The sequence below is a fragment of the Salmonella enterica subsp. diarizonae genome (assembly GCF_008692785.1).
In the GTDB taxonomy this organism is placed as follows: domain Bacteria; phylum Pseudomonadota; class Gammaproteobacteria; order Enterobacterales; family Enterobacteriaceae; genus Salmonella; species Salmonella diarizonae.
This window is the reverse complement of sequence record NZ_VXJV01000006.1, coordinates 243303-266008: the sequence shown is the minus strand read 5'-3', so window position 1 is coordinate 266008 and position 22706 is coordinate 243303. Positions and strand designations below refer to the sequence as shown.

Sequence of the window (22706 nt, the reverse complement as noted above, 5' to 3'; positions counted from 1 at the left end):
TGACTACTGCCCGCAGACCTCACAGCCGGGGTTGCGCATCAATTTCATTTCGCGAAACTGACAGGTCATCGCATCGTACATGACGATTTTTCCGCTGGCGGGATGACCGTAATGCGCCAGCAGCTTAATGGCCTCCATTGCCTGTAGCGAACCGATCACGCCAATCAGCGGCGCCATCACCCCTGCCTCTACGCAGGTCAGAGCGTTTTCGCCAAACAGACGGCTCAGGCAGCGGTAACAGGGTTCGTTTTCCCGATACGTAAAGACGGTAACTTGTCCTTCCATACGAATTGCCGCGCCGGAGATTAGCGGTACTTTCGCGGTATAGCACCCGGCGTTAAGTTGATTACGTACGCTAACGTTATCGGTACAGTCCAGCACCAGCGAATGCCCGGCAATCAGTCTGGTCATAGCGTCGTCGTCCAGCCGCGCGTTAACTGGCGTAATGGTAATATGCGGGTTGATTCGCGCCAGCGCGTCGCGGGCGGACTCTACCTTCGGCTGCCCGACCGTCGCGTCGCTGTGCAGGGTCTGACGCTGGAGATTGGAAACGGAAACGGTATCAAAATCGAGTAACGTCAGTTGCCCGACGCCAGCGCCGGCCAGATACTGCGTTGCCGCGCAGCCGAGTCCGCCCAGTCCGACCACTAATACCCGCGCATCTTTTAACGCTTCCTGCCCTTCAAAATCGAAGCCGCGCAGAATAATTTGTCGGTTATAGCGCAGCATCTCCTGGTCGCTAAGTTCCGCCATTACAGGCCTCCAAACAGAGCATTAAACGGCTCGACTTCCACCCATTCTCCCGGCTCAACATTGCCGCGTTCACGCTCCAGCACAATAAAGCAGTTGCCCAGACTAAACGAGCTGAAAATATGTGAACCCTGGTGCCCGGTGGTCGTGACCTCCAGTTCGCCGTTGGCGTTACGTTGCAGTATGCCGCGCTGGAAATCGAGACGACCCGGTGTTTTCTTCAGGCGAGATGCTGTGCGTACACGCTGGCGCGGCGGCACAGCGCTTGCCGTGTTGCCGCCAAGCTTCGCCAGTAAGGGCTGAACCAGTTGATAAAAGGTGAGCGCTGCAGAGACTGGATTCCCCGGCAGGCCACAGAACCAGCTATTATTGAGTTTGCCGAAGGCAAACGGTTTGCCTGGCTTGATAGCCAGCTTCCAGAAGGCGATTTCGCCCAGCTCCTCAAGGATGGTTTTGGTATAGTCCGCTTCACCGACCGAGACGCCGCCGGAGCTGATCACTACATCGGCCTGGCTGTCGGCGTCGATAAACGCGGCGCGAAGCTTACAAGGAGCGTCAGGAATAATGCCTAAATTGATAACTTCGCAGCCAAGCTGTTGCAGCATCAAATGTATAGTTAAACGGTTAGTGTCATAAATTTGCCCCGCGCCCAGCGGCTGGCCCGGAAGCTGGAGCTCGTCGCCGGTCGAGAACAGCGCTACGCGCACTTTACGTACTACCTGCGCATCGGCAATTCCCAGCGACGCCAGCACCGGCAGTTCGGCTGTAGTCAGGCGCGTACCGGCCGGAAAGACCACCGCATCCTGACGAATATCCTCGCCGCGGCGACGGATGTTTTGCCCGCAACGAACCCCGGCGGTAAAACGCACGCCGCCATCGGTTTGTTCCGTTTGCTCTTGCATGACGACCGCCTCGCAACCTGCCGGCACCGGGGCACCGGTCATAATGCGAATACAGGTTCCCGCAGGCCACTCTCCCTGGTAAGGCTGACCGGCAAATGCTTTGCCGGCGACGGGTAACGGCTTATCGGCGGACAGATCCGCGACACGTACCGCATAACCATCCATAGCTGAATTATCAAAGCCGGGGACATCGAGGGGAGAAACGATATCGGTCGCCAGGATGCGGCCAAAGCAGTTCACCAGCGGCAACGTTTCTACGGCGGTGAGCGGGGTAATACGTGAAAGCATCTGAGTCAGCGCTGTTTCAAGCGGCATCAATCCGGCGGAAAATTCCATGAACACACTCCTGCGAGGCAAAATCGAATCCGTCTATTATGTCAGAAAACAGCGGCGGGCAGTATGCTACCTCGGTCTTAGTGGCGGCCTTGCGCCTTTACATACCTTACGCATCTTTCTATATTCAAAAATCGAATGAATAACTCACAACAATTCTGATAGTTATAGTAAAAGTTGTGTGCCACCGTGAACAGCGCCTGAATAGGGATACGCCTGGCACAGGAATTTACCGGGAATAAGGAGTCGCAGGTGCCGCACAGCGATGAACTGGATAGCCGCGATGTTCTGTCCGTCAGTGGCCTGAATATCGCGTTTCACCACGAAGAGCAGCAGGTAGACGCCGTGCGTAATTTGTCATTACGCCTGAAGCGTGGAGAGACTCTGGCGATTGTCGGCGAGTCGGGATCGGGAAAATCGGTGACGGCGCTGGCGTTAATGCGGCTGATTGAGCCGTCGGGTGCGAACGTGCGCTGCGGCGAAATGCTGTTGCGTCGGCGTAATCGTCAGGTGATTGAGCTGTCTGAGCAGAGTGACGCGCAGATGCGGCGTGTGCGCGGCGCGGATATCGCCATGATTTTCCAGGAGCCAATGACCTCGCTCAACCCGGTATTTACCGTTGGCGAGCAAATTGCCGAATCTATTCGTTTGCATCAGGGCGCCAGCCACGAAGAGGCGCTGGCGGAAGCGAAACGTATGCTCGATCAGGTACGGATCCCGGAGTCGCAGGCGATTTTATCGCGTTATCCGCATCAGCTTTCCGGTGGGATGCGCCAGCGAGTCATGATCGCGATGGCGCTATCCTGCCGTCCGGCGGTCTTGATTGCCGATGAACCCACTACGGCGCTGGATGTCACTATCCAGGCGCAAATTCTGCAACTTATCAAAGTATTGCAGCAAGAGATGTCGATGGGCGTGATTTTTATCACTCACGACATGGGCGTCGTGGCGGATATCGCCGATCGCGTGCTGGTGATGTATCAGGGCGAGGCCGTGGAAACCGGCAGCGTAGAGCAGATTTTCCATGCGCCAGCGCATCCTTATACCAAAGCGTTGCTGGCCGCCGTCCCTCAGCTTGGCGCGATGCGCGGCCACTCGCTGCCACGCCGTTTCCCGTTGATTTCCGCTGACGAGGCACTTTATGAATCGCAGATTGAGCAAGACACGGTGGTGGAAGGCGAACCTATTCTTCAGGTTCGGGGGCTGGTGACGCGATTCCCGCTGCGTAGCGGTCTCTTTAACCGCATTACGCGTGAAGTTCATGCCGTGGAGAATGTCAGTTTCGATCTCTGGCCCGGCGAAACGCTGTCGCTGGTGGGCGAGTCCGGTAGCGGAAAATCGACGACCGGACGCGCGTTACTGCGGTTGGTTGAATCCCTGCAAGGAGAGATTGTCTTTAACGGCCAGCGCATTGACACGCTGTCTGCGGGTAAACTCCAGCCGTTGCGCCGCGATATTCAGTGTATTTTCCAGGACCCTTACGCCTCGCTCGACCCGCGTCAGACCGTGGGGTATTCCATTATGGAACCGTTACGGATTCATGGCCTGGGACAGGGGGACGCCGCGGCAAAGCGCGTGGCCTGGCTGCTTGAGCGTGTCGGATTACGTCCTGAACATGCCTGGCGTTATCCGCATGAGTTTTCCGGCGGTCAACGTCAGCGCATCTGTATTGCTCGCGCGTTGGCATTGAATCCTAAAGTGATTATTGCTGATGAGGCAGTCTCCGCGCTGGATGTTTCCGTTCGCGGACAGATCATTAATTTACTGCTTGATTTACAACGGGAAATGGGGATCGCCTACCTGTTTATTTCGCATGATATGGCGGTCGTGGAGCGAATTAGCCATCGCGTGGCGGTGATGTATCTTGGTCAAATTGTTGAGATGGGGACGCGGCGCGCCGTTTTTGAAAATCCGCAGCATCCTTATACGCGTAAATTGATGGCGGCGGTGCCGGTTGCCGATCCCTCCAGACACCGGCCTCGGCGCGTTTTGCTATCAGATGATATACCCAGCAATATTCATAAACGTGGCGAAGAGACGCCCGCCGTTTCATTACAGTTGGTCGGGCCGGGACATTATGTTGCGCGGCCCCTGCAGGATAATGCGCTCTCGCGCTTATAACATTCAGACTGGCAGGGTTTCAGGAGAACAACATGACGCAATTTATTACGCATAAATGGCTGGCGGCGCTGGGACTGGCCTCATCCATCGCGGCTTTTCCGGCCCTGGCGGCCAAAGATGTGGTGGTGGCGGTAGGGTCTAATTTCACCACGCTCGATCCGTATGACGCTAACGATACGCTCTCGCAGGCGGTAGCGAAGTCATTTTATCAAGGGTTGTTTGGCCTGGATAAAGACATGAAGGTAAAAAACGTGCTGGCGGAGGGCTATACCGTTTCTGATGACGGCCTGACCTACACCATTACGCTACGACAGGGGGTGAAATTTCAGGACGGCGCTGATTTTGATGCGGCGGCGGTGAAAGCGAACCTTGATCGCGCCAGCAATCCGCATAACCATCTCAAGCGTTATAACCTGTATAAAAATATCGCGAAAACGGAGGTCGTCGATCCGGTAACGGTAAAAATTACCCTGAAACAGCCATTCTCCGCCTTCATTAATATTCTGGCGCACCCGGCGACGGCGATGATCTCGCCGCAAGCGCTGGAAAAATATGGCAAGGATATTGGTTTTCATCCGGTGGGTACCGGCCCATACCAGCTTGAAACATGGAATCAGACCGATTTTGTCAAAGTGAAAAAGTTCGCTGGTTACTGGCAGCAGGGATTACCCAAGCTGGATTCTATTACCTGGCGTCCGGTCACTGACAACAATACCCGCGCGGCGATGCTGCAAACCGGTGAAGCGCAATTTGCTTTTCCTATCCCTTATGAGCAGGCCGCATTACTGGCGAAAAATAAAAACCTCGAACTGGTCGCCAGCCCGTCCATTATGCAGCGCTATATCAGTATGAATGTGACGCAGAAGCCGTTTGATAATCCTAAGGTGCGTGAGGCGTTGAATTACGCCATCAACCGTCAGGCGCTGGTTAAAGTGGCGTTTGCCGGATACGCCACGCCGGCGACGGGTGTGGTGCCGCCGTCGATAGCCTATGCGCAAAGCTATCAGCCGTGGCCCTATGATCCGGCTAAAGCGCGCGAACTGTTGAAAGAGGCGGGATATCCAGACGGTTTCAGTACCACGCTGTGGTCATCGCATAACCATAGCACCGCGCAAAAAGTGTTGCAGTTTACCCAGCAGCAACTGGCGCAGATTGGCATTAAAGCCCGGATAACATCGATGGATGCTGGCCAGCGCGCTGCGGAAGTTGAGGGCAAAGGGCAAAAAGAGAGTGGCGTGCGAATGTTCTATACCGGCTGGTCGGCGTCGACGGGCGAAGCTGACTGGGCGTTATCGCCGCTCTTCGCATCACAAAATTGGCCGCCGACGCAGTTTAATACCGCCTTTTACAGCAACAAGCAGGTCGACAGCGATTTGGCGGCGGCATTAAAGACCAACGATCCGCAGAAGAAAACACGATTGTACAAAGAGGCGCAGGATATTATCTGGAAAGAGTCGCCATGGATACCGTTGGTGGTGGAGAAATTGGTTTCTGCGCACAGTAAAAATTTGACCGGTTTCTGGATTATGCCGGATACCGGTTTCAGCTTTGACGATGCGGATTTGAAGTAAGTAATGCGATGGGGCTGGATGGCGCGTGCGTTGTCCGTCATCCGGTAAAAGGTTTGTGTGATGCTTAACTATGTTCTCAAGCGCCTGCTGGGATTAATTCCTACGCTGTTGATTGTGGCAGTGTTGGTATTTTTATTTGTTCATCTGTTGCCCGGCGACCCGGCGCGGCTGATAGCCGGACCGGAGGCCGACGCGCAGGTGATCGCGCTGGTTCGTCAGCAGCTTGGTCTTGATCGACCGCTTCACGTCCAGTTTTGGCATTACATCACCCATGTTTTACAAGGCGATTTCGGTACGTCAATGGTTTCCCATCGCCCGGTTTCTGAGGAGATCGCCAGCCGCTTTTTGCCGACTCTGTGGCTGACGATAACCAGTATGATATGGGCGGTTCTGTTTGGCATGGCGACCGGCATCGCCGCCGCCGTGTGGCGTAATCGCTGGCCTGACCGGGTAGGAATGACGCTTGCTGTGACCGGTATTTCTTTTCCGGCTTTTGCGCTGGGAATGCTGTTAATGCAGATTTTTTCCGTGGAGCTGGGCTGGCTACCGACCGTGGGGGCGGATAGCTGGCAACATTATATTTTACCCTCCCTGACGCTTGGCGCGGCGGTGGCATCAGTCATGGCGCGTTTTACGCGCTCCTCGTTTGTCGATGTCCTGAGCGAAGATTACATGAGGACCGCGCGGGCGAAAGGCGTTAGTGAAACGTGGGTGGTGTTAAAACATGGCTTGCGCAATGCGATGATTCCGGTCGTCACCATGATGGGCCTGCAATTTGGTTTTCTGCTTGGCGGATCGATCGTCGTCGAAAAAGTGTTTAACTGGCCGGGGCTTGGGCGATTACTGGTGGACTCCGTCGAAATGCGTGACTACCCCGTGATTCAGGCAGAAGTGCTGTTGTTTTCTCTGGAATTTATTCTTATCAACTTAGTGGTGGATGTCCTCTATGCTGCCATTAATCCGGCTATCAGGTATAAGTAAGGATGCGATTATTTAACTGGCGCCGTCAGGCGATTTTACATGCTATGCCGGTGGTAAAACCCGAACAGATACGCACGCCGTGGCGGGAGTTCTGGCGTCGTTTTCGCCGCCAGCATGTCGCTTTGGTCGCTGGGGGATTTGTCCTGGCGTTAATTCTGGTGGCGATTTTTGCCCGTTGGCTGACGCCCTACGATGCGGAAAACTATTTTGACTACGATAGCCTGAACAATGGCCCCTCTTTGCAGCACTGGTTTGGCGTTGACTCGCTGGGAAGAGACATCTTTAGCCGGGTTCTCGTTGGGGCGCAGATCTCACTGGCGGCGGGCGTGTTCGCGGTATTTATCGGCGCGATAATCGGTACGGTGTTGGGATTGCTGGCGGGATATTATGAAGGCTGGTGGGATCGTTTCATTATGCGCATTTGCGATGTGCTGTTTGCCTTCCCCGGCATTTTGCTGGCGATTGCCGTTGTGGCGGTGTTAGGCAGCGGTATCGCTAATGTGATCGTTGCGGTGGCGATTTTTTCTATTCCGGCGTTTGCTCGTCTGGTGCGCGGAAATACGCTGGTCTTAAAACAGCAGACGTTTATTGAGTCTGCCCGCAGTATCGGCGCCAGCGACACGACGATTTTGTTTAGCCATATCTTGCCGGGAACGGTCTCGTCAATTGTGGTTTTCTTTACGATGCGTATCGGTACGTCAATCATTTCCGCGGCAAGCCTGTCATTTCTCGGATTAGGCGCGCAGCCGCCAACGCCGGAGTGGGGAGCGATGCTCAATGAAGCGCGGGCGGATATGGTCATCGCGCCGCACGTAGCGCTCTTCCCGGCGGTGGCGATTTTCCTGACAGTGCTGGCGTTTAACCTGTTAGGCGACGGGCTGCGCGATGCGCTGGACCCGAAGATTAAAGGATAAGTTTCTGCGGTACTGCCCGGCACCCGCGCCGGGGGAGGAGGCGTTAAACCCGACTGCCCCACAAATCATATTCGTCGACGTTTTCTACTTTCACGCGCACGATATCGCCCGGTTTGACGTTGGTTTCGCCGTTCAAATAGACCGCGCCGTCAATTTCCGGCGCATCCGCCATGCTACGCCCAATAGCGCCTTCTTCGTCAACCTCATCAACGATCACCAGAATTTCGCGGCCCACTTTTTCCTGCAAGCGTTCAGCGGAGATTTGCTGTTGCAGTTGCATAAAGCGGTTCCAGCGTTCTTCTTTCACCTCTTCCGGCACCTGATCCGGCAGGTCATTCGCGCCTGCGCCTTCCACAGGGCTGTACTTGAAGCAGCCTACGCGATCGAGACGCGCCTCTTTCAGGAAGTCGAGCAGCATCTGGAAGTCTTCTTCCGTTTCGCCGGGGAAGCCGACAATAAAGGTGGATCGTAGGGTCAGTTCCGGGCAGATTTCGCGCCACTGCTTAATGCGCGCCAGTTGGCGGTCAACGGAACCTGGACGTTTCATCAGTTTAAGAATCCGCGGGCTGGCATGTTGCAGCGGGATGTCCAGATAGGGCAGGATTTTGCCTTCCGCCATTAGCGGAATCACATCATCGACGTGCGGGTAGGGGTAGACGTAGTGCAGACGCGTCCAGACGCCCAGTTTTGATAACTGCTCGCACAGGCTCACCATACTGGTTTTCACCGGTTCGCCATTGTGGAATCCGGTGCGGTGCTTTACATCTACGCCGTAGGCGGAGGTATCTTGCGAAATCACCAGAATCTCTTTGACCCCGGCATCAACCAGACGTTTCGCTTCGCTTAATACGTCGCCAATTGGACGGCTGACCAGATCCCCGCGCATCGACGGGATGATGCAGAACGTGCAGCGGTGATTACAGCCTTCAGAAATTTTCAGATACGCATAATGGCGCGGCGTCAGTTTTACACCCTGTTCCGGTACGAGGCTTAAAAATGGATTGTGCTTCGGTTTCGGTACGTAATGATGGACGTGCTGCAGAACTTGCTCATAGCTATGCGGCCCGGTGATTTCCAGTACTTTCGGATGCACTTCGCGGATCTGATCTTCTTTTGCGCCCAGGCAGCCGGTGACGATTACCTTACCGTTTTCGTTCAGCGCTTCGCCAATGGCTTCCAGTGACTCTTGTACCGCGCTGTCAATAAAGCCACAGGTATTAACGATAACCATATCCGCATCGTCATAGCGTGGTACAACGTCATAGCCTTCGGTACGCAGTTCAGTCAGGATGCGTTCCGAATCAACGAGGTTTTTCGGACAGCCCAGGGAAACGAAGCCGATCTTTGGCTGGTGGGTTACATTACTCATAGCTTAAAAAGTGTTCATTTATTGGAATGGTCAGGGCAGGGATTCTACAGATATCCGGACAAAAATTGTATCGCAATCTCATCGGGAACGTCGGCGTCAACCGCTGTGGTTATCAGCAAAAGGTGAAAAAGGCTAATTCTAAGAAAATTCTTGATCTCTGACACCCCTTTGTCTAAAAAACGACCATACTATTATGTTGAACCCTGGTAGAAAAGAGGAGGAAAAAAGGTATGGTCGTTGACAGACTGAGAACCGATCTTCTCAACAAGCTGATAAACGCGCGCATCGATCTTGCCGCTTATCTGCAATTGCGAAAAGCGAAGGGGTATATGTCAGTCAGCGAAAGTGACACTCTGCGTGACAATTTTTTTGAACTGAATCGCGAGCTCCACGATCAAGCTTTACGGCAGGGACTGCATCTCGATCAGGAAGAGTGGAACGCGCTGCGCCGTGCCGAAGGCGCGCTCGCAGCCGCCGCCGTTTGTTTAATGAGCGGACACCATGATTGTCCGACCTTTATTGCCGTCAACGCAGATAAACTTGAAAACTGTCTGACAACTTTGACGCTGAGTATTCAGAGTCTGAAAGCACATTCACCGCTTACACAGGTCTGAACAAGGGGGGAGGCGACTCCCCCTTTTTACCGGACCGTGCCGCTTAATGTTTTGTAAAAATAAATCGACCTCTTCCGATGCTGGCTACGCTTTAACGCAGAGCACTGAAGGAGGTGGTATGCGTCGAATACTTCTCGCGGTAGTTTCATTCTCTCTTTTCTCTTCGTGGGCAAACGCGAATCTTGCGCCGGTGAATGTTGAGGTACTGCAAACCCGGCTCGATCACCCGTGGTCGCTGGCTTTTTTGCCGGATAATCGTGGGATGCTCATTACCCTGAAAGGGGGACAACTGCGCCACTGGCAGGCGGGGCGGGGACTTTCCGATCCGCTGGCTGGCGTACCGAAAGTGTGGGCAAACGGGCAGGGAGGTTTGCTGGACGTCGTGCTGGCACCTGATTTCGCCCAGTCGCGCCGCGTCTGGCTGAGCTATGCTGAAGCTGACCGCGAAGGAAACGCCGGTACGGCAGTCGGCTTTGGGCGGCTGAGCGACGATCTTCAGCGTCTGGAGCATTTTCGTACCGTGTTTCGCCAGATGCCTAAGTTGTCTACCGGCAACCATTTTGGCGGACGTATGGTATTCGATGCGAAAGGGGCTCTTTTTATTGCCCTGGGTGAAAATAACCAGCGCGCTACCGCACAGGATTTGGATAAATTACAGGGTAAGCTGGTGCGCCTGACCGGGCAGGGCGAAATCCCGCCGGATAATCCGTTTGTACATCAGGCGGGCGTGCGTCCGGAAATCTGGTCTTACGGTATTCGTAATCCGCAGGGACTGGCCATCAATCCCTGGAGCGGCGCGCTATGGCTGCATGAACACGGCCCGCGCGGCGGCGATGAAATTAACATCCCGGAAAAAGGCAAAAATTATGGCTGGCCGCTGGCCACATGGGGCATCAACTATAGCGGTCTGAAAGTGCCGGAAGCTAAAGGTGAAATTGTGGAGGGGACAGAGCAACCGGTTTACTACTGGAAGGATTCTCCGGCGATCAGCGGAATGGCTTTTTATGCCAGCGATGTTTTTGCGCCGTGGCGGCACAAACTGTTTATCGGCGCGCTAAAAGATAAAGAGGTTATTGTGATGCGCGTCGATGGAAATACGGTGACGGAAGAAGGCCGTATTCTGGGTGACAGAAAGCAGCGTATCCGTGATGTACGTGTCGGACCTGACGGCTACTTATATGTGTTAACCGATGAGTCCGACGGGCAGTTACTCAAGGTAAGTCCTTCACCCGATACCGCAGCCACGCGTTAGGTAACCGGGATCATCACCACTTTACGAAAAGCAGGGCGCTCGGTGAGCTGTTGATACCAGCGCTCCAGATTCGGGCGTGGCGTCCACTTCAGACCCACGTTCAACAGGTTATAGACGAAAGGCGCAATGGCGATATCGCCGGTGCCAAAGTTATCCCCGGAGAACCACGGCTGGCGGGCCAGAGTATCATCAAGAAGCACGAACAGGCTATCACACTTTTCGATACCGGCTTCAATTGCCGCCCGATCGCGTTTTTCCGGCGGGGTTCTGACCAGTCCCATCAGGATCACGCGGTGCGCCGGGCTTAACGTTTGATTCGCCCAGTCCATCCATTTTTCGCCCTCCGCACGCCGCGCCGGATTATCAACCCATAGCCGGTTCTGGCCGTATTGCGCCGCCAGATAGCGGACAATGGCATTGGATTCCCACAATAACAGGTTGGTTTCATCATCTTTAAGCAGCGGCACCAGCCCATTAGGATTCATCGCCAGATAGTCGGCATCCTGGTTAACGCCGAATTTTCCGCCTGCCAGAATTTGATCGTATGGCAGTTCCAGCTCTTCAAGCGTCCACAACACTTTTTTAACGTTAGCCGAGTTGTTCCGGCCCCACAGCGTAATCATATTAACCCCTTCTGTTTTATCAGGATGATGACAGTAATCGGCCTACAATGAGATAAACCTAACATTTACACAACATTCTGTAAAAAAATCGTTATGAAGGAAGCGTAACGGGATGTTATTGCATAAACTTTAAAAACTTTACCAAGTTACGGTTTCTTTAACGTTGTGAGTGCGTTATTACTCACCGCACTTATTACACGGTGGTGTGACGTGTGTTTTTGGAATGGATACTCGGGTGGTACTATGACGCAATACGCTTCTTCCCTTCGTAGCCTCGCGGCAGGTTCGGTTCTCTTATTCCTTTTCGTTTCGCCTGTAAAGGCAGAGGAACAAACGATCGCGCCGCCGGGCGTTGATGCGCGAGCCTGGATCTTAATGGATTACGCCAGCGGTAAAGTGCTGGCGGAAGGCAACGCTGATGAGAAACTCGACCCTGCCAGTTTGACAAAAATTATGACCAGCTACGTGGTGGGCCAGGCGCTGAAGGCAGGGAAAATCAAGCTGACCGATATGGTGACGGTGGGCAAAGATGCCTGGGCGACGGGGAACCCGGCGCTACGTGGGTCGTCGGTGATGTTTCTGAAGCCGGGCGATCAGGTGTCGGTTGCGGATCTTAATAAAGGCATCATCATTCAGTCAGGTAACGATGCCTGTATCGCGCTTGCCGACTACGTTGCCGGAAGCCAGGAGTCCTTTATCGGCCTGATGAACGCCTATGCGAAACGACTGGGGTTAACGAATACAACCTTCCAGACGGTGCACGGTCTTGATGCGCCAGGGCAGTTCAGTACCGCTCGCGATATGGCGCTGCTCGGCAAAGCCTTGATTCACGACGTGCCTGACGAATACGCCATTCATAAAGAGAAAGAGTTTACCTTTAATAATATTCGTCAACCAAACCGCAACCGCCTGTTGTGGAGCACCAATCTGCATGTCGACGGCATGAAAACGGGGACAACGACAGGCGCTGGGTATAACCTTGTCGCCTCCGCCACTCAGGGCGATATGCGTCTGATCTCCGTCGTGCTGGGGGCGAAAACGGATCGTATTCGTTTTAATGAGTCAGAAAAACTGCTGACCTGGGGTTTTCGCTTCTTTGAAACGGTCACGCCGATTAAACCTGACGCGACATTCGTGACGCAACGGGTCTGGTTTGGCGATAAGCGTGAGGTCAATTTAGGGGCGGGCGACGCGGGGTCTGTGACGATTCCGCGTGGGCAGCTTAAAAACCTGAAGGCCAGTTTTACGTTGAATGAACCACAGCTCACGGCGCCGTTGAAGAAAGGGCAGGTTGTCGGCGCCATCGATTTCCAGCTCAACGGAAAATCCATTGAGCAACGTCCGTTAATGGTGATGGAAAACGTCGATGAGGGCGGATTTTTTAGCCGGATGTGGGATTTTGTGCTGATGAAATTCCATCAATGGTTTGGCGGTTGGTTCTCGTAAAATAACCTCGTTGCCGGGTGTGCGTCTCATCCGGCGACCTGCGGTTAATACATCAGGTTAATTTGTTGCGCTTTGGCGTAGGCCACAAATGTCTCATCGGGCCGGCGGTCGCTGATAATCGTATCAAAGCGTGATAATTCCCCCATTCGCGCCGGACGTACCTTGCCGAATTTACTGTGATCCACCACCAGCACATGGCACTGCGCCATCGTCATTGCCCAATGTTTTACCGGCAGTTCTTCCAGATTAAAGCAGGTAGCGCCTTTACTGGTATGAACGCCGGCGGCGGAATAAAACGCGATATCCGGACAAATATTGTTTAACGTTTCATGGAAATCAAGCGGTTTGAAAATGGCGTTGCTGGAGTGAAACTCCCCGCCGCTGAGGATGGCGCGACAATGTGGTTTGTCCTGCAGCGCCAGAAAGGTATTAAGTGAATAGCACACCGCCGTAAAGGGAAGGTCATTATCAATGGCTTCAATGATCCACGGCGTGGTGGTGCCGCAGTCAATAAATACCGTCTGATGCGCCTGTACCAGGCCCGCAGCCAACTGAGCGGCTCGGCGTTTTTCTTCCACCAGACGAGATTTTTGATCGCTTAACAGATAATGACTGGCGCTGCGGGGCTCCAGTACGATATAGCCGCCCAGCAACACGACAGGCGCGCTTTTATGGTTCAGGTCGCGACGAATGGTCATTTCAGAGACGCCCAACAGGGTCGCGGCTTCTTTAAGGTGAAGTTTATCGCTGCGTTTTAAGGCCTGCAGCAATTGACCAATACGCTCGTCGCGTCGCGTTTCCATAGTTCTCCTGGAGAGTTAAATAAGCGCTCCGCACCATACAGAGCGCTTAATATTACTCTTTTTTTCGCTGTTTAGTCACGTACCCAGCCTTTTCGAATGGGCAGCGCGAAACAGAAACGGTAACAACGTTGCAGCGCCTGGTAGATCGGCGCGCCGTACCGTTGCCAGATCAGTTGCGCGCTCAGGCAACCAAGCATCGCTACCAGTAGCGCGCCAATCATATCTAACGGCCAGTGTACGCCGAGATAGACGCGCGACCAGGCGATGGTAATAGCTATCGCCATCATCACGATGCCTGACCAGAGGCGGTGCCAGAACAAAAACGCCAGCGCAAAGGTAAAAATCACCGTACCGTGATCGCTGGGGAAAGAGTCATCGGCGGCATGATGCAGGAAGTTGTAGCCGATATGATCGACAAAAGGACGGTCGTGCGGGAAAAGGTGTCCCATTGTCCAGGAGACCGCCAGACTGATAATCAGCGCGATGCCTATTTTAACGATCAGTTGGCGCTGAGCGCAGACCTGATCGCGCGGGCCCCACAGCCAGAGCACAACAACTAAAAGCGGGACGATGTTGATGGCATCTTTGGCGATAAAGATAGCGAGCGAAATCATCCACTGCGCGGAATCAGGCGTGGCGTTAATAACATAAAACAGCGAGTCGTTAAGGTTTTCCAGCATAACATCCAGGCTCAGAGCAATGAAATCAAAAGGGACAGCCAACTCATCCCCGTGCAAACTGAGCATAAATGCAGCGTAACAGGGAGGAAAAGCGGTATTGTCTTATTTGGCTGCAACATGAAGAGATTTAAGACAATGGCATAAAACAACTTCCATGATAACGGCGCAAACTTAAATTAACCTTAAAGTACGCAAGCGCTAAGCGGCTTTCTGTAAAAATGTGCGCTATTTCCCTTGCAGCCTCATAATTCGCTATCTCAGTTCCCGGACTTTCATTACACTCTGCGCGGTTTTTTATTGGCGAAGAGATGGTATGCATAACCGTTTACAATCAGGCGCCAGGCTGGGACGTCAGGCTCTGCTTTTTCCTCTCTGTCTGGTGCTGTACGAATTTTCTACTTATATTGGCAATGACATGATACAGCCGGGTATGCTGGCGGTGGTTGAGCAGTATCAGGCGAGCCTGGACTGGTTCCTACGTCTATGACCGCTTATCTGGCGGGCGGCATGTTCTTACAGTGGCTGCTTGGACCGTTGTCAGACCGTATTGGCCGTCGTCCCGTGATGCTGGCGGGCGTCGTGTGGTTTATTGTCACCTGCCTGGCGACGCTACTGGCGAAAAACATTGAACAATTTACGTTCCTGCGTTTTTTGCAAGGGATTAGTCTGTGTTTTATCGGCGCTGTAGGGTATGCCGCGATTCAGGAATCCTTTGAGGAAGCGGTATGTATAAAAATTACCGCGTTGATGGCAAACGTGGCGTTAATCGCGCCGCTACTGGGACCACTGGTCGGGGCGGCATGGGTACATGTCCTGCCGTGGGAGGGGATGTTTATTCTGTTTGCCGCGCTGGCCGCTATCGCCTTTTTCGGGCTACAGCGCGCAATGCCGGAGACTGCCACGCGGCGGGGTGAAACGCTATCGCTCAAGGCGCTGGGCCGGGATTATCGACTGGTGATAAAAAACCGGCGGTTTGTCGCAGGGGCGTTAGCGCTGGGATTTGTCAGCCTGCCGCTGTTGGCCTGGATTGCGCAGTCGCCGATTATCATTATTAGCGGCGAACAGCTCAGCAGTTATGAATATGGTCTGCTACAGGTGCCCGTTTTTGGCGCGCTGATCGCCGGTAACCTGGTGTTGGCGCGTTTAACCTCCCGACGTACGGTTCGCTCGCTGATCGTTATGGGTGGTTGGCCTATCGTCGCGGGGCTGATCATCGCCGCGGCGGCGACGGTGGTCTCATCCCATGCTTATTTATGGATGACGGCGGGATTAAGCCTATACGCTTTTGGCATTGGGCTGGCGAATGCCGGACTGGTGCGTCTGACGCTTTTCTCCAGCGATATGAGTAAAGGAACGGTCTCGGCGGCGATGGGAATGCTACAAATGCTGATTTTTACCGTTGGCATTGAAGTAAGTAAACACGCCTGGTTAAGCGGCGGCAATGGGCTATTTAGCCTGTTTAATCTGGCAAACGGTATTCTTTGGCTGTTGCTGATGCTGGTCTTCTTAAAAGATAAGCGGGCGGGGGATTCGCAAACAGACCCAGAGAGCGGCTATGCCTGATAAGCTTTCTGCTATCAGGCATAGAGAGGCCATCCGCTAGAGGTTGAATGGCGGCTCGTTTTTTAATACGCCGTCGATGATATCCAGCACGCCTTCCTGGTTGTTCGATCCGGCGCGGTATTTCGCCGCCGCCGCGACTGCTTCGCTGGCGTGTGACATCGCAAAACTAAACCCGGCCTGACGTAGCATCTCAATATCGTTGCCGCCGTCGCCGAACACTACCACTTCATTATCACGAATGCCCCAGCGCTGCTGTAACAGACGCAGACCGTTGGCTTTATGGACGCCGGGAATAATTAAATCGATGCTGCCATAGCCGGTATGAACCGGGACCATGATATCGCCAATGGCGTTGTGCAGCGCCGCCTGTACTTCCGGTATCCGCTCATCGGTAATATTAAGGCCAAATTTGAAAAAGACATCGTTGATATTATTAAAATTATCTACAAACTCCAGGCGATGGTAATACATCGCCGCAACAGTTTTTAACGCATCATCGTACTGTTTCAGCGTGTAGGCGCTGTTTTTTCCACAGGCGATAATCTCCACATCGGCGCGTGTGAGCAGGTGTTCGACAACCGTCTGGAAGTCGGCTTTTGTCAGCTCGCCATTAAAAACATCCTTTCCTTCGCTGACCACCCAGCCGCCGTTTTCCGCGACAAAAGCGATTTCGTGCGCAATTTCCGGAAAGAAGGAGATTAACTGGTAATACTGGTTGCCGCTGGCCACGACAAAGCGAATGCCTTTCCTCTTCATTTGTTGGTACTGCGCCATAAACCGGTCACGGTTATAGGTTTTTTGATCGCTCAGAAAAGTGCCGTCCATGTCGACGGCGATTAATTTGATACTCATGCGTTATGCTCCATTACTGGTTGCGGAGTCAATACAGGTTTGGCGACGGCTTTCGCTACCAGCGTCGCCAGAATAACCAGCGCCAACACGACCATCATGGCGCTGCGTAATCCATAGTGCTCTCCCAGATAGCCCAACAGCGGCGGTCCGACCAAAAACGCCAGATAGCCGGTCGTGGCGACAACGCTCACGCGCGTCGGCGCGTCGGGACCAGTATCGCTGGCGGCGGAAATGGTCAGCGGGAAGCCGAGCGAGGCGCCTAAGCCCCAAAGAATGACTGATACGCCGGCAACCCAGGCGCTATCAACAAAAATAATCAGGCCAATGCCCAGTGCTCCCATCAACGCGCTGGCGCGAACAACCGTCACACGGCTATAGCGGTCAATAAACCAGCCGCCGCTAAAGCGACCAACGGTCATGCCAAGCGTGAAACCGGCGTAGATCAGAGAGCCGGAGGTTGGGCTGAAACCGTGTCCGTCTACCATCAGTAACGGCAGCCAGTCATTCGCAGAGCCTTCGGCGAATGCCATTGCCAGCACCACCACGCCAATGAGTAAAAGCTGGATGTCCCGATAAAAAGGTAATCCTTTTTCCTGAAAGTGAGAACCTTCCGATGCGTTTTTACCCGTACCGTCAGGGATCGCCCGAATGGCGATAAAAATGGGCGCGATAGCCACGGTAGCCGCGAGGATGATATGAATGTTAGCCGGGACGCTTAATGCGGTTAACGCCATGCCGACACCAGCGCCCGCCAGCGTGCCGAAACTGTAAAAACCATGCATCATCGGCAGAACGGTTTTATTCAGCTCGCGTTCGACCGCCGCGCCTTCGACATTAATCGCCACTTCGGCGGCGCCAAAACTGGTGCCGAAAACGGCTAACCCCAGGGCAAAAATCAGCGGCGAGGCGCACCACAGCGCGACGCTAAGAATAACCATCCCGCCTACTGCGCAGGCCATCGTCGTGCGAATAACTTTCCGGGTGCCAAATCGTTTCACCAGCCAGGCGGAACAAAGAATACCGCTCATTGAACCGATAGAAAGCCCGAATAAGACTGCCCCCATTTCCGCGATAGAGATGGAAAGAATGTCCCGGATAGCAGGCGTTCGGGTTGCCCAGGAGGCCATCAGCAGGCCGGGTAAAAAGAAGAATATAAACAGCGCCCAGGTACGACGTTTTAAGGCGTTGCGTGAGGAGAGGACGGTCATAGCGTCAGGCCAGAAAATAGAAGCGAGAGGTTAACATTAGCAAGCTTGTGTACATTTGTACATATCGTCATCATACTTCGCTGTACAGATGTTTTTGCTGCCTGTTTTTTCAGCGTAAGCGGCAGGCTACTATCGCCTGTATCCTGAATGAGCTGTGGAAACTTATCATGAAAGAAAATACCGTACGACGCGTCAATGACCCTAAGCGACGTGAAAAAATTATTCAGGCCACACTGGAAGCGGTAAAAATATATGGCGTTCATGCCGTGACGCACCGGAAAATCGCCGCTATCGCTCAGGTGCCGCTTGGCTCGATGACCTACTATTTTGCCGGTATGGATGCGTTATTAAGTGAAGCTTTCACGCTTTTCACCGAGAACATGTCGCGTCAATACCAGGACTTTTTTGCGCAGGTGACGGATGCGGAGGGGGCGTGCCAGGCAATAACGGAAATGATTTACGGCTCGCAGCTTACGACGCCGGATAATATGGCATTAATGTATCAGTTATATGCCTATGCCAGCGGTAAGCCAGCGTTAAAAATAGTCATGCAAAACTGGATGCAGCGTAGCCAGAATACGCTGGCGCAGTGGTTTGACGTGCAGACCGCCCGCGCGCTGGATGCGTTTATTGAGGGGATGACGCTGCATTTTGTAACGGATCGAACACCGCTGGCGCGTGAAGAGATTTTACGGATGGTAAAGCGAATCGCCGGAGAGTCAATGTTGCCCCACTCTGCGTCAGACAACAAAAAACCCATCAACCTTGAACCGAAATGGCGGGGTTGATGGGCTCCACAAAATGGGGACATCAAAGAAAAGCAGTGGCAATAGGTATGACTGATGCTTTAATGAAAAGTTCTACCTATTGGCAAAATTTTTTCACTCAAAGGCAAACTTCAGTTTTATCCTAATCCCGGCCAGATGATGACAATAAGTGTTCCCGCCAGTGTCAGCAGAACGTTGGCGATGGCGTAAGTCCCCGCATAACCCAGCGCCGGAATATTGCTGCGCGCTGTATCGCTAATGATTTCCATCGCCGGGGCGCAGGTACGCGCCCCCATCATGGCGCCGAACAGCAGTGCCCGGTTCATGCGCAGTACATAAGCGCCAAACAGGAAGCAGATCACCACCGGTACCAGGCTGACGACAAGCCCGGCAATCAGCATTTGTCCGCCGACCGCGCCCAGCCCGTTGCTGATACCGCTGCCGGCGCTTAAACCAACGCCTGCCATAAATACCATCAAGCCGAACTCTTTCACCATGTTAAGCGCGCCCTGCGGAATATAACCAAAGGTAGGATGGTTGGCGCGCAGGAAACCGAGCATGATCCCGGCGAACAGCAATCCGGCCGCGTTGCCGATGCCGAAACTAAAATTGCTGAACTGGAAGGTAATCATCCCGATCATTAAACCGATGATAAAAAAAGCGCAGAAAGCGAGCAGGTCAGTCACCTGACTATGGATCGAAATAAAACCAATGCGATCAGCGATGGTTTTTACGCGTCTGGCGTCGCCGCTCACCTGTAACACGTCGCCTTTATTCAGCACTACGTTATCGTCGATAGGCATTTCGATCTGGCTGCGGATGACGCGGTTAAGGAAGCAGCCATGATCGGTCAGCTTGAGCTGAGCGAGGCGGCGACCGACCGCATTGTGGTTTTTCACCACAATTTCTTCCGTCACGATGCGCATATCAAGCAGATCGCGATCAAACACTTCCTTACCATTACGGAAGCTGGGATCGAGCCTGGCGTGCGCGTCCGGATAGCCGACCAGCGCAATCTCATCGCCCATTTGCAGTACCGCATCGCCATCCGGGTTCGCCAGAATACCGTTACGGCGAATACGTTCGATATAGCAGCCTGTCTGGCGGTAAATACCCAGCTCGCGCAGATTTTTGCCGTCAGTCCAGGCCACCAGTTCCGGGCCAACCCGATAGGCGCGGATAACTGGCAGATAAACCTTGCGATTAGCATCGGTATCCAGGCCGCGCTCGCGAGCAATTTGCTGGGCGCTGGTTTGCAAATCCTGATGCTGTAATTTAGGCAAGTAGCGCGCGCCCACGATCAGACTGACCAGCCCGATCAGATAGGTCAGGGCATAGCCCAGACTCAGATTATCAAGGGCGGAGGAGAGTTGCGTGTTGGCGATGCCGGAATGTCGCAGGGTATCCCCTGCGCCAACCAGCACTGGCGTAGATGTCATTGAGCCGGCCAGCATACCGGCCGTCAGGCCGATATCCCAGCCGAATAGCCTACCAAGGCCTAAGGCGATTAGCAGAGCGCTACCGACCATGACCAGGGCAAGCATCAGATAATTTTTACCGTCACGAAAAAAAATCGAAAAAAAGTTGGGACCAGCTTCGACGCCGACGCAAAAAATAAACAGCATAAATCCCAGATTTAGCGCGTCGGTGTTAATACTAAAATGTTGCTGCCCTAATAATAGAGAGACCACCAAAACGCCAATGGAATTACCAAGTTGGACTGAACCCAGACGTAACTTGCCAAGACACAGGCCAAGAGCCAGGACCACAAATAATAACAGGATGTAATTCCCATTTAACAAATCTGCGACGTTTATATTCACGGAGACTAACTTCTTGTTTACGAGTAAGCTGTTGAAAGAAATGATAATTTACGCTACTGTTTTTATCATGAATTAAGGGTGCAATCGTATTGCATGCAGCATCCAAATAAAAACAACACAACAATATATCCTGCTAGTTTAATCTTATTGCGTACTAACGGCTATAAGAATCGTGCAGGTGTGTTTTTGGCATGGAATGCCACATGACTTTATCTGACTGGACGCCTCACGGCGGAAAGCGTGTTCGATAGAGAGTGTCAGGAGGAACGATTGAAACATAAACAGGGGTGGGCAGGCGTTGTCTGCTGCTTTGTACTCTTTATTGTGGTGTGTCTTTCATTAACTATGCATATGCAAGGCGCTTTTCGCGCGGCAGGGCATCCTGAGATTGGGCTGTTATTTTTTACGTTGCCTGGTGCGGTGGCCAGTTTTTATTCTCACCGACGCGAAGTGATCCGACCGCTGATCGGGGCGATGCTGGCGGCGCCATTTTGCCTGGTGCTAATGCGTGTTGTATTTATGCCAACCCGATCGTTATGGCAAGAACTGGCGTGGTTATTTAGCGCCGTATTCTGGTGTGCTTTAGGCGCGCTCTGTTATTTGTTTATTAGCACCCTGTTTAGTCACCGGCGAAAAAAACACCGATAACGCCCTCCGGCAGAGGGCGTTGCCAGAGCAATCAGGCGAAAAGATTCAGATTTTCTTTTGCCCATGCTTCAAAGTCCGTACAGCCGCCGATATGTTTTTGATCGACAAAAATCTGCGGTACGGTTTCTACAGGTTTACCTACGGTTTTTTCCAAATCCGCTTTAGTAATGCCTTCAGCATGGATATCAATATAGCGGTAGTTGAAATCGTCGCGTTCTTTGCTCAGTTTTTCCGCCAACTCTTTTGCACGCACGCAATAAGGGCACCCTGGGCGGCCAAAAATAACAGTAAACATATCTCTCCTCGAACATAAAGCCAGACGGCAAACAGACGTTATCATGCCGCGATTTACGGTGGATGAAAAGCAGGTTACGCCTGTTCCTTTGATAATCTAAGACTATATCTGCTAAACACGCCGGACCAGAACGTTCTACACTGTGCCTCAGTTTACCGGGAGGCTTGATATGCGCACAATTGGCGTGTTACCCAAAAGCATACTGATACTGGAATGCCTCGGTATGATTTTGCTGGCGCTCGCTTTGCTATCGCTTAATCATTACCTTACGCTGCCAGCGCCGTGCAATACGCCTCTGGCTGGCGTATTGATGGTTTTCCTGGGCGTCGTGTTGATCCTCCCCGCCGCGGTGGCGATGATGTGGCGTATTGCGCAGTTACTGGCGCCGCAATTGATGAAACGTCCACCCGACATTTCTTCCCGTTCAGATAGAGAAAAGCATAATGAGTCCGACCATTGAACTTCTTTGTGGCCATCGTTCTATTCGCCATTTCACCGATGAACCCGTGACTGACGCGCAGCGAGAGGCCATTATTGCCGCTGCACGCAGCACGTCCAGTTCCAGTTTTTTACAGTGCAGTTCTATTATCCGTATTAGCGATAAGGCGCTGCGCGAGGCGTTGGTGTCCCTGACGGGCGGGCAAAAGCATGTGGCGCAGGCCGCTGAGTTTTGGGTATTTTGCGCCGATTTTAATCGTCATTTGCAAATCTGCCCTGACGCGCAGTTGGGGCTTGCCGAACAACTGCTGCTCGGCGTAGTTGATACAGCGATGATGGGGCAAAATGCGCTGACGGCGGCGGAATCGCTGGGGTTAGGCGGCGTGTATATCGGCGGCATCCGTAATAATATTGAGTCTGTTACCGAACTGTTGAAATTGCCGAAGTATGTATTGCCGCTGTTTGGTTTGTGTTTGGGCTGGCCTGCGGATAATCCGGATCTGAAACCGCGCCTGCCTGCCGCGCTGGTGGTTCATGAGAACCGGTATCAACCGCTTGATGAAAAGCTGTTGGCGCGCTATGACGAGCAGTTGGCTGAGTATTATCTGAACCGCGGCAGCAATACGCGACGCGATACCTGGAGCGATCATATCCGTCGCACCCTGATTAAAGAAAATCGCCCATTTATTCTCGAATATTTGCATAAACAGGGCTGGGCGACGCGCTAAAACCTGCGGGCCAGTGTATGATACG

The 22706-nt window shown here is 53.2% G+C and carries 21 protein-coding genes and 1 pseudogene; 12 read left to right on the top strand and 10 right to left on the bottom strand.

Going from position 1 to position 22706, the window contains the following annotated elements:
- Positions 1-3: 3 nt before the first annotated feature.
- Together moeB and moeA are read right to left on the bottom strand one after the other, a co-directional pair.
- Positions 4-753: a molybdopterin-synthase adenylyltransferase MoeB gene (moeB, locus tag F4V72_RS14375; protein ID WP_023246520.1), complete on the bottom strand. Its 750-nt coding sequence runs from the start codon at positions 751-753 to the stop codon at positions 4-6.
- A complete protein-coding gene (gene moeA, locus F4V72_RS14370) occupies positions 753-1988 on the bottom strand; it encodes a molybdopterin molybdotransferase MoeA (protein ID WP_023246521.1) in 1236 nt (411 codons plus the stop codon). Before moeA ends, moeB begins: the two co-directional genes overlap by 1 nt.
- A 249-nt stretch (positions 1989-2237) precedes the next feature.
- On the opposite strand from moeA, the gene gsiA reads away from it, so the two are divergent.
- The 4 genes from gsiA to gsiD are packed head-to-tail and all read left to right on the top strand — an operon-like array spanning position 2238 to position 7572.
- A complete protein-coding gene (gene gsiA / locus F4V72_RS14365; protein ID WP_070801877.1) occupies positions 2238-4106 on the top strand; it encodes a glutathione ABC transporter ATP-binding protein GsiA in 1869 nt (622 codons plus the stop codon).
- A gap of 32 nt (positions 4107-4138) precedes the next feature.
- Positions 4139-5677: a glutathione ABC transporter substrate-binding protein GsiB gene (gsiB, locus tag F4V72_RS14360; protein ID WP_023246523.1), complete on the top strand. Its 1539-nt coding sequence runs from the start codon at positions 4139-4141 to the stop codon at positions 5675-5677.
- Positions 5678-5737: 60 nt separating this feature from the next.
- Positions 5738-6658, top strand: a complete 921-nt coding sequence (gene gsiC, locus F4V72_RS14355; protein ID WP_023246524.1) for a glutathione ABC transporter permease GsiC — start codon at positions 5738-5740, stop codon at positions 6656-6658.
- A 2-nt stretch (positions 6659-6660) separates the two neighbouring features.
- Positions 6661-7572, top strand: coding sequence for a glutathione ABC transporter permease GsiD (gene gsiD, locus F4V72_RS14350; protein ID WP_001236028.1), 912 nt, complete (start codon positions 6661-6663; stop codon positions 7570-7572).
- Positions 7573-7615: 43 nt separating this feature from the next.
- Here the strand turns inward: gsiD and rimO are convergent, their stop codons facing one another.
- On the bottom strand, positions 7616-8941 hold the full coding sequence (rimO, locus tag F4V72_RS14345; protein ID WP_023246525.1) for a 30S ribosomal protein S12 methylthiotransferase RimO: 1326 nt from the start codon (positions 8939-8941) through the stop codon (positions 7616-7618).
- A gap of 230 nt (positions 8942-9171) precedes the next feature.
- Here rimO and bssR point away from each other — a divergent pair, with 230 nt between their 5' ends.
- Both bssR and F4V72_RS14335 read left to right on the top strand, forming a co-directional pair.
- Positions 9172-9555, top strand: coding sequence for a biofilm formation regulator BssR (gene bssR / locus F4V72_RS14340; RefSeq protein ID WP_023246526.1), 384 nt, complete (start codon positions 9172-9174; stop codon positions 9553-9555).
- 118 nt (positions 9556-9673) lie between these two features.
- A complete protein-coding gene (locus tag F4V72_RS14335) occupies positions 9674-10807 on the top strand; it encodes a PQQ-dependent sugar dehydrogenase (RefSeq protein ID WP_053510052.1) in 1134 nt (377 codons plus the stop codon).
- Here the strand turns inward: F4V72_RS14335 and F4V72_RS14330 are convergent.
- The gene (locus F4V72_RS14330) at positions 10804-11430 is read right to left on the bottom strand and encodes a glutathione S-transferase family protein (protein WP_136058391.1); all 627 of its coding nucleotides are present in this window, start codon (positions 11428-11430) and stop codon (positions 10804-10806) included. The two genes, F4V72_RS14335 and F4V72_RS14330, sit on opposite strands and share 4 nt — an antisense overlap.
- Positions 11431-11673: 243 nt before the next feature.
- On the opposite strand from F4V72_RS14330, the gene dacC reads away from it, so the two are divergent.
- Entirely contained in the window at positions 11674-12876 is a 1203-nt protein-coding gene (gene dacC / locus F4V72_RS14325; RefSeq protein ID WP_023246529.1) for a serine-type D-Ala-D-Ala carboxypeptidase, read from the top strand.
- A 44-nt stretch (positions 12877-12920) separates the two neighbouring features.
- Here dacC and deoR read toward each other — a convergent pair whose 3' ends face one another.
- A complete protein-coding gene (deoR, locus tag F4V72_RS14320; protein ID WP_136058390.1) occupies positions 12921-13679 on the bottom strand; it encodes a DNA-binding transcriptional repressor DeoR in 759 nt (252 codons plus the stop codon).
- Positions 13680-13750: 71 nt separating this feature from the next.
- A complete protein-coding gene (ybjG, locus tag F4V72_RS14315) occupies positions 13751-14359 on the bottom strand; it encodes an undecaprenyl-diphosphate phosphatase (protein WP_053510137.1) in 609 nt (202 codons plus the stop codon).
- A gap of 313 nt (positions 14360-14672) precedes the next feature.
- Between ybjG and F4V72_RS14310 the strand changes: the two are divergent.
- Positions 14673-15922, top strand: a pseudogene (locus F4V72_RS14310) (MFS transporter).
- A 36-nt stretch (positions 15923-15958) separates the two neighbouring features.
- Here the strand turns inward: F4V72_RS14310 and F4V72_RS14305 are convergent.
- The gene (locus F4V72_RS14305; protein ID WP_023246533.1) at positions 15959-16774 is read right to left on the bottom strand and encodes a Cof-type HAD-IIB family hydrolase; all 816 of its coding nucleotides are present in this window, start codon (positions 16772-16774) and stop codon (positions 15959-15961) included.
- Positions 16771-17982, bottom strand: coding sequence for an MFS transporter (locus F4V72_RS14300; RefSeq protein ID WP_136058389.1), 1212 nt, complete (start codon positions 17980-17982; stop codon positions 16771-16773). Before F4V72_RS14300 ends, F4V72_RS14305 begins: the two co-directional genes overlap by 4 nt.
- A gap of 167 nt (positions 17983-18149) precedes the next feature.
- On the opposite strand from F4V72_RS14300, the gene F4V72_RS14295 reads away from it, so the two are divergent.
- A complete protein-coding gene (locus tag F4V72_RS14295) occupies positions 18150-18770 on the top strand; it encodes a TetR/AcrR family transcriptional regulator (protein ID WP_136058617.1) in 621 nt (206 codons plus the stop codon).
- Between the two features lie 116 nt (positions 18771-18886).
- Here the strand turns inward: F4V72_RS14295 and F4V72_RS14290 are convergent, their stop codons facing one another.
- Entirely contained in the window at positions 18887-20572 is a 1686-nt protein-coding gene (locus F4V72_RS14290; RefSeq protein WP_023246536.1) for an aspartate:alanine antiporter, read from the bottom strand.
- A 270-nt stretch (positions 20573-20842) separates the two neighbouring features.
- Between F4V72_RS14290 and F4V72_RS14285 the strand changes: the two genes are divergently transcribed.
- Positions 20843-21220 (top strand): inner membrane protein YbjM, encoded by a 378-nt coding sequence (locus F4V72_RS14285; RefSeq protein ID WP_023246537.1) that lies wholly within the window; start codon positions 20843-20845, stop codon positions 21218-21220.
- 31 nt (positions 21221-21251) lie between these two features.
- Here F4V72_RS14285 and F4V72_RS14280 read toward each other — a convergent pair whose 3' ends face one another.
- A complete protein-coding gene (locus F4V72_RS14280; RefSeq protein WP_000495513.1) occupies positions 21252-21515 on the bottom strand; it encodes a GrxA family glutaredoxin in 264 nt (87 codons plus the stop codon).
- A 169-nt stretch (positions 21516-21684) separates the two neighbouring features.
- Here F4V72_RS14280 and F4V72_RS14275 point away from each other — a divergent pair, with 169 nt between their 5' ends.
- Both F4V72_RS14275 and nfsA read left to right on the top strand, forming a co-directional pair.
- The gene (locus F4V72_RS14275; protein WP_023246538.1) at positions 21685-21975 is read left to right on the top strand and encodes a YbjC family protein; all 291 of its coding nucleotides are present in this window, start codon (positions 21685-21687) and stop codon (positions 21973-21975) included.
- Complete coding sequence (gene nfsA / locus F4V72_RS14270) at positions 21959-22681, top strand: nitroreductase NfsA (RefSeq protein ID WP_053510042.1); 723 nt, start codon at positions 21959-21961, stop codon at positions 22679-22681. Before F4V72_RS14275 ends, nfsA begins: the two co-directional genes overlap by 17 nt.
- The last annotated feature ends 25 nt before the right edge of the window (positions 22682-22706 follow it).

Coding starts and splice junctions, on each gene's coding strand:
- F4V72_RS14300 (WP_136058389.1), bottom strand. CDS start 17,982: ATGACCGTCCTCTCCTCACGCAACGCCTTAAAACGTCGTACCTGGGCG.
- F4V72_RS14275 (WP_023246538.1), top strand. CDS start 21,685: ATGCGCACAATTGGCGTGTTACCCAAAAGCATACTGATACTGGAATGC.
- nfsA (WP_053510042.1), top strand. CDS start 21,959: ATGAGTCCGACCATTGAACTTCTTTGTGGCCATCGTTCTATTCGCCAT.
- F4V72_RS14295 (WP_136058617.1), top strand. CDS start 18,150: ATGAAAGAAAATACCGTACGACGCGTCAATGACCCTAAGCGACGTGAA.
- deoR (WP_136058390.1), bottom strand. CDS start 13,679: ATGGAAACGCGACGCGACGAGCGTATTGGTCAATTGCTGCAGGCCTTA.
- F4V72_RS14330 (WP_136058391.1), bottom strand. CDS start 11,430: ATGATTACGCTGTGGGGCCGGAACAACTCGGCTAACGTTAAAAAAGTG.
- bssR (WP_023246526.1), top strand. CDS start 9,172: ATGGTCGTTGACAGACTGAGAACCGATCTTCTCAACAAGCTGATAAAC.
- F4V72_RS14335 (WP_053510052.1), top strand. CDS start 9,674: ATGCGTCGAATACTTCTCGCGGTAGTTTCATTCTCTCTTTTCTCTTCG.
- gsiB (WP_023246523.1), top strand. CDS start 4,139: ATGACGCAATTTATTACGCATAAATGGCTGGCGGCGCTGGGACTGGCC.
- ybjG (WP_053510137.1), bottom strand. CDS start 14,359: ATGCTGGAAAACCTTAACGACTCGCTGTTTTATGTTATTAACGCCACG.
- F4V72_RS14305 (WP_023246533.1), bottom strand. CDS start 16,774: ATGAGTATCAAATTAATCGCCGTCGACATGGACGGCACTTTTCTGAGC.
- moeB (WP_023246520.1), bottom strand. CDS start 753: ATGGCGGAACTTAGCGACCAGGAGATGCTGCGCTATAACCGACAAATT.
- rimO (WP_023246525.1), bottom strand. CDS start 8,941: ATGAGTAATGTAACCCACCAGCCAAAGATCGGCTTCGTTTCCCTGGGC.
- gsiC (WP_023246524.1), top strand. CDS start 5,738: ATGCTTAACTATGTTCTCAAGCGCCTGCTGGGATTAATTCCTACGCTG.
- F4V72_RS14280 (WP_000495513.1), bottom strand. CDS start 21,515: ATGTTTACTGTTATTTTTGGCCGCCCAGGGTGCCCTTATTGCGTGCGT.
- gsiD (WP_001236028.1), top strand. CDS start 6,661: ATGCGATTATTTAACTGGCGCCGTCAGGCGATTTTACATGCTATGCCG.
- dacC (WP_023246529.1), top strand. CDS start 11,674: ATGACGCAATACGCTTCTTCCCTTCGTAGCCTCGCGGCAGGTTCGGTT.
- moeA (WP_023246521.1), bottom strand. CDS start 1,988: ATGGAATTTTCCGCCGGATTGATGCCGCTTGAAACAGCGCTGACTCAG.